Raw genomic sequence first — 12,549 nt, 5'->3', positions numbered from 1 at the left:
ATGATAGAGGTAAAACAAAACAACGACGAAAAACACGGAAGTTTTGAGGCTTTCATAGACGGAAACCGCGCCGGGCTAATGACATACACCTGGGCAGGAGACGAAAGATTCATTATTGATCATACGGAAGTAGAGGAAGCTTACAACGGAAAAGGCGTTGGCAAAGAAATGGTTTTAGCGGCGGTAGATTTCGCAAGAAAACAAGGCAAAAAAATAATTGCACTTTGTCCTTTTGCGAAAGCTACTTTCCAGAAAAACGAAGATCTTCAGGACGTCGTAGTCTAGTTAACAGGAAAAGGCAGATGAAAAACCTTTCAGGACAGATCCCTGAAAGGTTTTTCTTTTTTATCAGAACATAAAAAAACTATATTTGTAAAATTTTAATTACAAAAATATGTCTCCAATTATATTACTGTCCATTATCGTTGTATACTTTGCGCTGCTTCTCTGGGTAGCTTATAAAACCGGTAAAGGAAGTGACAACGAGAGTTTCTTCATTGGAAACCGTAAAAGTAATTGGATGCTTGTTGCCTTTGGAATGATAGGCACTTCACTTTCCGGAGTAACTTTTGTGAGTGTTCCCGGAGCTGTGGGCAAAGACAGTTTCTCTTATTTGCAGATAACCCTGGGCTATCTTATCGGGTATATTACCGTTGCATATGTATTACTTCCTTTGTATTACCGCCTTAAACTCACTTCCATCTACGGCTATCTTCAGCAGAGAATGGGACAGCTTTCTTACAAATCTGGAGCCTGGATATTTATTGTTTCAAGGTTGGTAGGAGCTACAGCAAGATTGTACCTGGTTGTCAATATCCTACAGGTAACCATATTGGACAGCTTAGGAGTTCCGTTCATTGTGACCACTCTCATCATTCTGGCTATGATTATTTTATATACCTATGAAGGAGGAGTAAAGACCATTGTGTGGACCGATACCCTGCAGACTTCCTGTATGCTTCTGGGACTGATTATCTGCACCATCTACATGCTGAACCACCTGGATCTTAGCGTTGGACAAAGTTTGAGTGCCATGAGCAGTAAAGGTTATACGAAAATATTTGAAATGGATTTTAATTCTCCGGGGTTCTTTATCAAACAGATTCTTGCGGGAGCATTTATTACCATCACCATGACCGGAATCGATCAGGAAATGATGCAGAAAAGCCTTTCCGTAACGAAGCTGAAGGATTCTCAGAAAAATATGGTAACCTTAGGATTTATTTTGTTAGGAGTAATATCATTGTTCCTGTATATGGGAGGCCTTCTTTATCTTTTTGGAGAAAGCCAGGGAGGTCACCTTACAGAGGTCATTGTAGATAGTATCCCCAAAAAGGAGTTTATACTGAACGGGAAAGATATTTTTGGAGATAAGATTTTCCCTGAAGTGGCATTAAACCATATGCCCGGGTTTATTTCAATTATCTTCATCATTGCTTTAATTTCAGCTTTATTTCCAAGTGCAGACGGAGCCATGACAGCGCTTACCTCCTCTTTGTGTATTGATATCTTTGGAATGAAGGAAAAGAAAGAATGGACAGATCATAAAAAGGAGAAATTCCGTAAAAACGTTCACCTTCTGGTAGCGCTTTCTTTCCTGGTTATGGTAATTATTTTCAAGATCATCAATGATAATTCCATGATCGGATTGATCCTGAAATTAGCAGGATTTACATACGGCCCTCTTTTAGGACTTTTCGCTTTTGGTATTTTTACTACATACAAGGTTAAAGACAAACTTGTTCCTTATGTTTGTATTGCAGCACCTATTATATCCTATTTTATTGATAAGTATCAGACGTCTATTTTCGGAGACTTTAAAATAGGACTGGAATTACTGATCATCAACGGACTATTAACATTCCTGGGGCTTTTAATCATCAGAAAAAAATAAAATCAATAACCAAACTCAAAATAATTAATACATACCATGAAAAAAATCTTTCAGCTTTTATTGGGTCTTTTGGCTTTCAGCTTTGTGTCAGCACAGGAAAACTTTGAAGTTTCAACCCTTAGAATAGGCCCTTATAAAGTATTTATGAAAAGTGCGGAGATAGAAAAAATTTCAGGAACAAAACTGAAAATAACCGACGGAGAATATAAAAACTCTGTAAAATACAATGGTGAAATCCTTATGATCAGCACCAGCCAGGAATATGATAATGATGGAAAAGAAACTAATGGATATAGTATATATGGCATTTCCACAACCAGTAAAAAATTCAGAACCAAAAGTGGTATTGGTGTAGGCAGTACAAAAGATGAGATTATTAATGCTTACAAAAATTATCCAAGCTATAGTGCATATCCGGGATGGGATGATAAGGGCAAGCCCATTAAAAATCAAAGTTATTTCATTCTGAACGACAGTGATGCCTCAACCATATTGTCTTTTAAATTGGTTGATAATATTGTTACCGAGATTTCAGTATCGCTTAATGAAGGCTGCTAAAAGCTTCAAATCTTTAAATAATTCAAAATCCGGGCATTCCGTCCGGATTTTGAATTTCCATAAGCCAGTAAAAAATCGTAAATTCGCGTGCAAATAAATCAGATATAATGAGTAAAAGTATCGAAGAGTTGAAATCTCTTACTACACAAATCAGAAGAGACATTTTAAGAATGGTTCACGCTGTTAATTCAGGACACCCTGGTGGAAGCTTAGGATGTACGGAATTCTTTACAGCGCTTTATGGAAAAGTATTGAACTATCATCTTCCTTTCACTATGGAAGGTAAAAATGAGGATCATTTCTATCTTTCCAATGGCCACATTTCACCTGTTTTTTATTCTACTTTGGCTAGATTTGGCTTTTTTCCGGTTGAGGAATTAAAGACTTTCAGAAAGCTTGATTCAAGATTACAGGGACATCCGACTACTCATGAGGGATTACCTGGAATCCGTATTGCTTCAGGTTCTTTGGGACAAGGACTTTCTGTAGCTTTAGGGGCTGCCTTAGGTAAAAAATTAGACGGAGATAAATCATTGGTTTACTCACTTCATGGTGATGGTGAATTACAGGAAGGACAAATCTGGGAAGCTTTAATGTTTGCTGCGGCAAAGAAAGTGGATAATATTATTTCTACGATCGATTACAATGGTCGTCAGATCGATGGTGATACTGATGATGTATTGAGTTTAGGTGATCTGCATGCTAAACTGGAAGCATTTGGATGGACTGTATTAGAAGAGAAAAACGGGAACGACCTTGAAGCGGTGATTGCTATTCTTGAAAAAGCAAAAACAGAAACAGGTAAACAAAAACCGGTAGCGATCCTTCTTCATACTGAAATGGGTTATGGAGTGGATTATATGATGGGAAGTCATGCTTGGCATGGTAAAGCGCCTAATGACGAGCAATTAGACACAGCATTTAAGCAACTTTACCTGGAAGCTCCTGCAGATTACTAATATCTTTGATTGTCACAATTATCAAGTATTCCATGAAAAAATTCATCATAATCTGCTTGCTTACAAGCTTTATTTTAGGAGTCGCTCAAGAGAAAAAAATTTCTTTCTCTAAAGTGTTTAATTATCAAATGATTGATAAGAAAGCTTCTTTACCTACCCTAAAAATGTATGCAAGTAAGAATAATGAATTTCTCACCCGTCTGAACATTAAAGAGATTCCCATGTATTATTATACCGACGCATTGGGAACAAGCACGGTTTCATTAGAAATGAACAGCCGTCTTACCGGTTCAGGTTTGAGTGCTTTGATGTATTTAGGGTACAGTGGCTATGATTATGGAGAAAAGGAAGAGTATACTTTGGAAGCCAGAAAACTGGATACAAAAGAAACTATTCTGGGAATGCCCTGCTCACATTATCTGGTCAACTACCGTTCAAAAGATGGAACGAAAAAGGAAAATGAAGATTTAAAATTGTGTATTGATGATCAATCGTCTATCAATAACATGTCTGTATTTAACGGACTTTTGAATCAGTATCTTCCGGGCGTAAAAATGAAGAGCTCCGGCCTGAAAGGCCTTATTTTAAAAGTGGGTCCTGAAAAAACGTATGATAAAGAGTACTTTGTACTGGAATCAGTAAAAGATTCTCAAGATCAGGTATTTTTTGATCATAGAAAAGCAATGATGGACAGACAAAGAAAACAGGACTCTCTGATGATTGCCTACAAAAAGCAGGAAGAAGAATATGCAAAGGCTGATTCCGTATATGCAACAACTGATTCTACCGCTATCGTAGCTGATTCTGCTGCTACAGCCGCAGTTCCATATGCTGATGAGACTTATTATTATATTCCCGACTATGTTTCTTCATATAAGGAGAACCAGGATGAAGACGGAAGTTTGGCTATTACAAACATTCCGGCTGAAACTCTTTGGAAAGGACTGCCTAAGCATTGTAAAAATTTCGAAAAAGATCTTCCAACCTTTAAGCTTAAAGAAGTAAAAGGACATTTAAGAAATTATGTGGGTCAGATGTGTGATATGTATCTTACACAATCGGCAGGACACAATGTAGGTATCAAACTTACTTTGGATGAAATAAGAAGAGAAGTTCTTTACCTTAATACGATTCAGGAAAAACTTGATCAATCTGATAAAAAGAAATTAAATAATTATTTAAAAACTCTAGATTAAAAAAATAAAAATGAAATATACATATACAGAAAAAAAGGACACACGTTCAGGATTCGGAGCCGGATTAGCTGAGCTTGCAGATAAAAATCCAAATGTAGTAGCACTTTGTGCAGACCTTATCGGATCTTTAAAAATGGAGAAATTCATTGAAAAGGCACCGGAAAGATTTTTCCAGGTAGGAATTGCTGAAGCCAATATGATCGGTATCGCTGCAGGTCTTAGTATTACAGGAAAAATTCCTTTTACCGGAACGTTTGCCAATTTCTCTACTTCCAGAGTATATGACCAGATCCGTCAATCTGTTGCCTATTCAGGAAAAAATGTAAAAATCTGTGCTTCACATGCCGGGCTTACATTAGGAGAAGACGGGGCTACTCACCAGGTCCTTGAAGACATTGGTATGATGAAAATGCTTCCTGGAATGACGGTAATCAATCCGTGTGATTACAACCAGACAAAAGCAGCTACTATTGCTATCGCTGATTTTGAAGGTCCTGTATACTTAAGATTCGGAAGACCTACCGTTCCTGTATTCATTCCTGAAGATATGCCTTTCGAAATCGGAAAAGGAATTATGTTGCAGGAAGGAACAGATGTTACAATCGTGGCAACCGGACATCTTGTTTGGGAGTCTCTTGTAGCTGCAGATGAGCTTGAAAAAGAAGGTATCTCTTGTGAGGTGATCAATATCCACACTATTAAGCCGCTTGATGAGGAAATTATCTTAAAATCAGTTGAAAAAACCGGCAAAATAGTAACTGCTGAAGAGCACAATTATTTAGGAGGTTTAGGAGAGTCAGTTGCGGGAATGTTGGCGAGAAAAAGACCAACAAGACAAGAATTTGTGGCAGTAAACGACACTTTCGGAGAGTCTGCTACTCCTGCTGAATTGATGAAGAAATACAAGATTGATGCTGCTGCTGTAAAAGAAGCCGTAAAAAGAATTTTAGGGAAATAATTTCTCTGACAATTTTTATATACATAAAAGCATCCCAGATGGGATGCTTTTATTTTTTACAGAATCGCGTTCTGCTGTTATTTAAATTTGCGTTCTTCTTCCTTAATCGCTAAATCATTGATGCTGGCATATCTCTTTTTCATAAGTCCGTTTTCATCAAACTCCCAGTTCTCATTTCCATAGGCTCTGAACCACTCTCCATTTTTTGTCTGATATTCATATTCAAAACGTACGGCTATACGATTATCGGTATGTGCCCAGTATTCTTTCTTAAGCCTATAATTGAGCTCCTTTTCCCATTTATGACGGAGAAATTCAATGATCTCTTCTCTCCCGTTCACAAACTGGTCTCTGTTTCTCCATTCACTGTCTTGAGTATACGCTTTAGAAACCCTTTCAGGATCCTGACTGTTCCAGGCATCTTCTGCTAACTGGATTTTTTCTTTTGCCGTTTCAAGGGTAAAAGGTGGAAGTGGGTGTTTCTGTTCCATTTTTATGATATTAAATTGGTGATTATCTTTTTTGATTTTTCTATAAGTTCATTGGATCTAAACAACTGGCTTTCTATAATACTGCTCTCAAAAAGCATGTAAATATGATCACTGATCTCAGCATCATCCACTATTTTCATAAAGTAATTACGGAGATCTGTTTTATGATGTTGAATTACATTCAGTATCTTGGTATTATCAGTTGGAATTTCAGATAAAATATTGAGAAAGCTGCAGCCCCTGAAATTCTCTTTTCGATTCATGTCAATCAGGAAGTCAAAAGCAGCCATTACTTTCGATTTAGCCCCTCTTTTCCCCGCCGTAAAGGTTTCAAGTTCATTGAACCAGTAAGTATGCCTGGTATTCAAAAACTCAACACACAAATCTTCTTTGGACTTAAAATACTGATAAAAACTCGCTTTGGCTACACTCGCTTCTGAAATAATCTGATTGATCCCTGTAGAGTTGTATCCCTGGGTGGAAAATAATTTCATTGTCGTTGCTACAATCCTTTCTTTTGGAGATATCATAAACCAATATATTATTGAAACAAAGGTAGAAAAAAATAGTAACATACAGACAGGTCTGTCTGTTAATTTTCAAATAAAAAAAACCTTCATTACGAAGGCTTCTTATTTTTATTTGAAAAATTTCCATTTAGGAATTATTGCAAGCATCCCAAATCCTGTGAAGAGGAAAAGATTGGTAACATCCGTGTACAGGAATGTTGAAAGATAATAGTTGTGCATAAAGAAATGCAGAACCAGCAAAGCAGGAAAAGTAAATATGCCTATCTTCTTGTAAAAAAACATCAGTATGAGACTTATCATCATAAGAATGTCTATAGAAAAGATGACATAAAAATACCATCTGGGAATATTAAGGTATTCGTGCTGCAGGTATTCATCTACATCTATCCCCAATCCCATGATTGTAAATAACATTAAAGATGCAAATGCTAAAATAAAACCCCATCCCTTCTTTGGGTCCTCATCAAAGTAACTGTATTCTTCCATAGGTACAAAAATAAAGAACTTATGAATGATATCATAAGTTCTTCTATAATTATTCGTTTAGAATTTGATTAAATAGAAATAGCGTTGATTAGTCTATTTTTATCACTTAAGTATTCTTCCATGGAAATCATACTTTCTGTTCTCATAACATCCTGAATATCGTCTATCTGATAGATAATTCTTTTAGCGTCTTCCGTATTCTTCGCTCTTACTTTACAGAAAATATTATACTTTCCAGAGATCACACTCGCCTCGATTACGTTTGGAAGAGTTGATAACTCTTTTAAAACTTCCTGAGTACGGTTTGATTTAGTTAAAAGAATTCCGATAAAAGCAGTAAAGTGATAATCCAACTTACCATAATCGATATTAAGGGATGATCCCAAAATAATACCTGCATCTTCCATTTTTTTCACTCTTACGTGAATTGTACCCGCAGACACATCCATCTGTTTAGCAATTTCAGTAAAAGGCATTCTTGTGTTTTCTACTAAGAAATCAAGAATCTTTTTGTCTATTTCGTCCAGTTGATAGTTCATATTAGTTAAATTACAATTTTTTTAAAAAATCTATGTATTTTTTGCAAATCTATAAAAAATAATTTAACTAAAAAAATTATAACAATAATTAACAATAATTAACACGGATGATAAAAATCATTAAAATATTCAAATTATTTACCCATTGCTTTTAGGGAATCTGTTTTTATTTCTTTTCCAGTCTCTACAGGTTTTTTGTCTTTTTTCTTTCTTTTAAACAAAGAATTAAAGCTTTTACTCCACACAACACCGCCTCCATAGGCTTGATTTGCAGATCCGTTAGTACCTGCACCTACCACACCCATTCCGATATTCGTAGGTTTAGAGTAACCTCTTAAAACTAAACTTCCGTCATTTTTCTTAGAAATATCGTATTCAATAGATCCCTCTCCGGAGAGATAATTAGCTTCCGTACTCTCTGTTTTTGTTAAAGGAATACCTAAACCTGTCTTCACTTTAATCCTTGGAGAAAGTGCAAAGCTTACACCGGCGTTCGCCCGGTCTCCTGTATTGGAGTTCTGGTCTCCTTTTACATAATTCAGGTCAATCTGAAATTCGTTACTCATTGTATTAAGAACAGATCCCAATTGCTTTAAAAGCATATTATACCCGGATGATTCCGCTACACCGGCAACATCTACACCCACACCTCCGGTATTTGAAATATTAAAACTATTCAATAGTAATATAGATCCGAACTGCAATACTTTTTCTCCCTCCTGGCTCATTTTTGCTGCCAAGGTTTCTTTTACCTGGCTGGAAACGTCCAAAGCAGAAACATCGAGGTCAATTTTAGGATCCGTCAATGACTGTGTAATATTTGCCTGTAATAAAATACTGATTGGCTGAAGGCTACCCATATTCAAATATTGCCCTGCATTTGAAACCATCCTTACATAATTCGCCGTAATATTAAGTGCAGGCCTCATTGCATCACCATCCCAACGGATACTGCTTCCTTTTTCTATCTGGAATGTTTTATTAAGAATAGCTTTTGAAACGAAAGTACCATTTTCTACCTTATAAGTTCCTCCCATTGCAATAGCCCCTTGTCTGTTCATGAGGAATTTTAAGTTTTGAGCCTCTCCTTTTACCGTAATATTACCTACATCATCTCCTACCAGTACATTTACAGTCGTTCCCTTATCTACATCAAGAGAAAAGTCTATATTCATATTGGCTCCCGTCTTTTTCTTTTCTTCAAGAGTTACCAATCCGTCTTTTCCTTCTTTTAGGAACCTCAGCATTTTGAACTCCTCAACATTGGAAGTTGAACCTGAGTTAAAGGTAAATGTACTTCCGCTAAGAGCCTTCATATTTGGCGTGGATATACTGAGACCAGACACAGGACCGTCAATATAGAGATCCCCTTGTCCATATACTCTACCCCAGAAAAGATCAAGATCTTTTTGAGTGCTGTTCAATACTAAGAGATTATCAGCCCTCATTACAAGGTTGACTCCCATTGAAGAAAGGGTTTCAAACTGAATTGCCCCCGAAATATTACCTTTAGAATTGGATCGCCCGTCATGAACTTCAATATTATTTAAAATTGCCAATCCTTTTGATAGTGGAATGACTGTATCGTCAAACGAATAGTCTACTCCTGTAAACAAAAGTTTTAATCCAAAATCTTTTAAAGCTATATCACCACTGTAGTCAAGATTCTTTAAGGTACCGTTTATTTTAAGGTCCCCTGTTGCCTTACCTCTCAGGTTTCCGAAGATAGACTGCACAAACTGCTGAGCAAATGAAATATTAAAATCCCTCATTTCCGCTACCAGATCAATCGTTGGAGAAGCAGTGTTGTTATTTACAGTTCCGGTAAGATTCAAATTATTATTTCCCAGCACCCCTGCTGATGTTACTTTTACATCAATATCGTAAACATTAAGCGAGAAGCCATTGGTTGCAGAGATGGTAAGATCTCCCATATCCGTTCCGTTCATCTTGATATCATCAACCGTTAAATCCACCAAAGGTTGTAAGGTGCTCTTATCCATCCTTATTTTCACACTTCCGTTTGCCAGCCCTTTGATGTCCATGGAATTCCCACCAGACTGCATTTCCAGGAGCTTTTCAATAGCAAAATCATTGATATCTGCATCTACATAAAAGTCTTTAGCAGATTTGAAGGTAGATTCTTTAATAAACAGAACACTTTTATCCGAATATATTTTCAAATTACTGATTTCAAAGTCACTGGTCTTCTTCCTGTAAGTAATTGAGTGATTCAATTCAGGACTTGTATCTATGGCCCAGGTTACATCATTGAATTTTACTTCGGTAGGATCAAATTTAAAAACAAAATCACCTCCGGCATTGGTAGATTGATTAACGTTAATCGCATATTCTTTAAGATTATCATCCAGTTCATCTGCCGGACTGCCATGTTTAAATTTGGTTGCTAAATGTAATATGGAATTGTTTTCATTTTTACCACTAAGCGTGATGTCTTTAAGGATATTATTATTGTATTGTACCTTATTTATTTTAGCGTACAATTGTTCATCCAGGTTAGCCGTATTTATTCTAACCATTACACTATCCACTAAAGCACTGTCTCTGGTAATATTTCCCCTCTCGTTTATTTTATAAGCAGGATTAGCTTCTGCCAATGCCTTATCGGCTTCTGTAATCTCCGCTTCTTTGGTCATTATATACTTTAGGGAAGCAGCATCTACATTCAACCTAAGATTGTTGGCATTTCCATCATATTCCCCTTCTACTACAGCACCTTGAGGCAGCTTAAGATCCGGCAGGAAATAGCTTACCAATCCTTGCTGAACATCAAAATTCATGGCAAAATTTTGTCCACGATACAACTTTCTGGGTGGCGGCCCTACCAGGATTTTCCCCAATCCGTTTTCTACCATTCCGGTAAGATCAGCCAGGTTATACTTCCCTGATATTTTTCCATTTACAGCTCCCGGAGCATCAACGGAAATAATCCTGCTACCCGATTCTATAAATGTTTTGAGTTTAGCATTGGGAATGATATATTTTTGCGTTGCTGTAGCAAAATTAATGTTATTAGCCTCTACATCTATCGCCAGGTCATTAATGGTGGCCATGGACATTTTTCCGATTACCTGTCCGCTTACCACCTGACTTCCGGGCTTATCTGTAAAATAATTCATGTTCAGGTAATTCACATCAGCATTTACATCCATAGCGATTCGCGAAGTGCTGAAGTCAATAAGCCCTTTTACAGTAGCCTTAGCCTGCTCATCATTGACAGTAATGGTTCCGTTATACTTCTTGTGATCCAGTAAGCCATCCAGATAGAGGTTATTAATTTCCTTATTCATGATTTCAACCTTCGAAATCTGAGATTTTGTGGTCAACCTCATGGTATTAACATCAAAGCTTTGTCCGGTAATATCAAATTTCCCGGAAATTAAACCTACAGCCTTATTTTTTGTAATTACGGAAACATTCAGATCTGTTGCTTCTACATATCCTGCATATTTTGGCATAGCTGTACTATAGCCGGACAAAGTAAGTTTTGTAATCCTGGCCTGTCCGATTCCGGTCATAAGATTTCCGTTCGGAATAAAGATCTGATCAGGGTTTACTCTTGCCGCTCCGTTATACTTCAGCCTTCCGAAATCATCTGCAAAATTCTTCATCTTTTTTGAAATGAATGAAGGCATCATGGCCTTTAGATCCACGTAGGTAAAATCAGTAGAAAGATTGTTGGTTTCGATCTGGAAGTTTCCTTTCAGAAGGTTATTGACCTTCATCGTCTGCGTTGCTATATTGACGTCAGGGTTTCTGATAAGGAAATTTTCAAGATAAAATTTATTCAGCGGGCCATTCATTTTCCCGGAGACATTGAAAGGTTTAAAATTATCCCAGTTGGTGACAAAATAACTGATATCGTATCCGCTTAACTGGCTTCCCTGTTTAAGATTCATATCCCACCGTACCCGGTCTGCAAAATCCGCCCAGGATCCGTTATTGAGGTTAAATTTAATATCTCCCTGCAAAAGGGTATGATCTGTATTTATCGTTAAATCTTTAAGAGAAAGATGTTTATGGGTTAAAGATAATTCCGTCGAGAAGGTGTCCACAAAATGAGATTTTCCCCATCGTGTTGTAACGAAGGACATATTATTGATCAACGCAGAAACATCAGGTCCACTCACTTTAAGATTGGGAGCCTTCAGGTTGAACTTTGTCGCAGTAAGCCACTTCCCTGCCTCTCCCGGTGAGTTTTGGTTAACGATAGAAACTTTAGAGTCAATGATTTGTATGCGAGAATTCAATTCAAAAGCCGGCTTTTTCGGATCCCTTTTCTTACCGTTATCAAATAATTGGGTAAATCTAATAAAATTTGAAATGCTATCTCCTTTATATGTAATTACTTTAACATCGGCATTAATCATCGTAAGGGAATTAAAGCTCAAAGAATTGCTTTTCCCGGAAATAGCCCCCGCTGCCAGCGATAACCAGTCCGAATTTGCCCGGAACTCACGTGCCTTAATAAACTCTAGTCCTTTATAATCTTTAACTTTTAATCCTCTGATGGTAACATTTCCAAAATAATTTACTTCCACACTTTCAGTGGACATATCTGCTTTAAAATCCTTATTGACAATCTGCAACGCCTGATCTGCAGCCCATTGTTTGGTAACAGGAAGATTAATAATAATGACAATAGCAACAACAACAGAAACGACCAACCAGAATAAAATAAGTAAAAGTCTCGCCCACCATGAATAGCTGGTAACATCTTTAGCGGCCTGTTTCCCAAATTCCTGAACAGTTTCCACCGGATGATGAACAGCATCGGAAGCAAGTTCAGAGGCTTCTTTTACCGTTTCTTTTACTTTTTCCTCAACATTTTCTACAGTCTTTTGTACCTGATCACTTAAGTTTTCAGTTACAGATTTTTTATTCTCATTTTCGTTATTATTCTCTAACTTTGCCATT

At 36.9% G+C, this 12,549-nt stretch carries 11 protein-coding genes; 6 read left to right on the top strand and 5 right to left on the bottom strand.

Annotation, left to right across the window (positions count from 1 at the left end; all coding sequences use genetic code 11):
• The 6 genes from ACNFU2_RS18365 (at position 1) to ACNFU2_RS18340 (ending at position 5,565) form a co-directional block, all read left to right on the top strand.
• Positions 1-285, top strand: coding sequence for a GNAT family N-acetyltransferase (locus tag ACNFU2_RS18365; protein WP_172283936.1), 285 nt, complete (start codon positions 1-3; stop codon positions 283-285).
• Positions 286-394: 109 nt separating this feature from the next.
• Positions 395-1,894, top strand: a complete 1,500-nt coding sequence (locus ACNFU2_RS18360; protein WP_418122608.1) for a sodium:solute symporter — start codon at positions 395-397, stop codon at positions 1,892-1,894.
• 36 nt (positions 1,895-1,930) lie between these two features.
• Positions 1,931-2,452: a hypothetical protein gene (locus ACNFU2_RS18355; protein WP_172283933.1), complete on the top strand. Its 522-nt coding sequence runs from the start codon at positions 1,931-1,933 to the stop codon at positions 2,450-2,452.
• 104 nt (positions 2,453-2,556) lie between these two features.
• A complete protein-coding gene (locus ACNFU2_RS18350) occupies positions 2,557-3,411 on the top strand; it encodes a transketolase (protein ID WP_273651083.1) in 855 nt (284 codons plus the stop codon).
• Positions 3,412-3,443: 32 nt separating this feature from the next.
• Complete coding sequence (locus ACNFU2_RS18345; protein WP_273650797.1) at positions 3,444-4,607, top strand: hypothetical protein; 1,164 nt, start codon at positions 3,444-3,446, stop codon at positions 4,605-4,607.
• Between the two features lie 10 nt (positions 4,608-4,617).
• Positions 4,618-5,565: a transketolase family protein gene (locus tag ACNFU2_RS18340; RefSeq protein ID WP_273650796.1), complete on the top strand. Its 948-nt coding sequence runs from the start codon at positions 4,618-4,620 to the stop codon at positions 5,563-5,565.
• A 77-nt stretch (positions 5,566-5,642) separates the two neighbouring features.
• Here the strand turns inward: ACNFU2_RS18340 and ACNFU2_RS18335 are convergent, their stop codons facing one another.
• The 5 genes from ACNFU2_RS18335 to ACNFU2_RS18315 all read right to left on the bottom strand — a co-directional run bounded on the left by ACNFU2_RS18335 (position 5,643) and on the right by ACNFU2_RS18315 (position 12,548).
• The gene (locus ACNFU2_RS18335) at positions 5,643-6,056 is read right to left on the bottom strand and encodes a nuclear transport factor 2 family protein (protein ID WP_172283926.1); all 414 of its coding nucleotides are present in this window, start codon (positions 6,054-6,056) and stop codon (positions 5,643-5,645) included.
• A gap of 2 nt (positions 6,057-6,058) precedes the next feature.
• Complete coding sequence (locus ACNFU2_RS18330; protein WP_273650795.1) at positions 6,059-6,586, bottom strand: TetR/AcrR family transcriptional regulator; 528 nt, start codon at positions 6,584-6,586, stop codon at positions 6,059-6,061.
• Between the two features lie 108 nt (positions 6,587-6,694).
• The gene (locus ACNFU2_RS18325) at positions 6,695-7,072 is read right to left on the bottom strand and encodes a hypothetical protein (RefSeq protein WP_172284183.1); all 378 of its coding nucleotides are present in this window, start codon (positions 7,070-7,072) and stop codon (positions 6,695-6,697) included.
• 68 nt (positions 7,073-7,140) lie between these two features.
• Positions 7,141-7,611, bottom strand: coding sequence for an Lrp/AsnC family transcriptional regulator (locus ACNFU2_RS18320; RefSeq protein ID WP_089029148.1), 471 nt, complete (start codon positions 7,609-7,611; stop codon positions 7,141-7,143).
• A gap of 134 nt (positions 7,612-7,745) precedes the next feature.
• Positions 7,746-12,548, bottom strand: coding sequence for a translocation/assembly module TamB domain-containing protein (locus ACNFU2_RS18315; RefSeq protein ID WP_273650794.1), 4,803 nt, complete (start codon positions 12,546-12,548; stop codon positions 7,746-7,748).
• Position 12,549 lies beyond the last annotated feature (1 nt).

It is taken from the genome of Chryseobacterium sp. PTM-20240506, assembly GCF_048296755.1.
In the GTDB taxonomy this organism is placed as follows: Bacteria; Bacteroidota; Bacteroidia; order Flavobacteriales; family Weeksellaceae; genus Chryseobacterium; species Chryseobacterium proteolyticum.
The sequence above is the reverse complement of the archived record's forward strand: the minus strand, read 5'-3'. Positions and strand labels throughout refer to the sequence as shown.

Coding starts and splice junctions, on each gene's coding strand:
- ACNFU2_RS18340 (WP_273650796.1), top strand. CDS start 4,618: ATGAAATATACATATACAGAAAAAAAGGACACACGTTCAGGATTCGGA.
- ACNFU2_RS18355 (WP_172283933.1), top strand. CDS start 1,931: ATGAAAAAAATCTTTCAGCTTTTATTGGGTCTTTTGGCTTTCAGCTTT.
- ACNFU2_RS18330 (WP_273650795.1), bottom strand. CDS start 6,586: ATGATATCTCCAAAAGAAAGGATTGTAGCAACGACAATGAAATTATTT.
- ACNFU2_RS18315 (WP_273650794.1), bottom strand. CDS start 12,548: ATGGCAAAGTTAGAGAATAATAACGAAAATGAGAATAAAAAATCTGTA.
- ACNFU2_RS18335 (WP_172283926.1), bottom strand. CDS start 6,056: ATGGAACAGAAACACCCACTTCCACCTTTTACCCTTGAAACGGCAAAA.
- ACNFU2_RS18365 (WP_172283936.1), top strand. CDS start 1: ATGATAGAGGTAAAACAAAACAACGACGAAAAACACGGAAGTTTTGAG.
- ACNFU2_RS18320 (WP_089029148.1), bottom strand. CDS start 7,611: ATGAACTATCAACTGGACGAAATAGACAAAAAGATTCTTGATTTCTTA.
- ACNFU2_RS18360 (WP_418122608.1), top strand. CDS start 395: ATGTCTCCAATTATATTACTGTCCATTATCGTTGTATACTTTGCGCTG.
- ACNFU2_RS18325 (WP_172284183.1), bottom strand. CDS start 7,072: ATGGAAGAATACAGTTACTTTGATGAGGACCCAAAGAAGGGATGGGGT.
- ACNFU2_RS18345 (WP_273650797.1), top strand. CDS start 3,444: ATGAAAAAATTCATCATAATCTGCTTGCTTACAAGCTTTATTTTAGGA.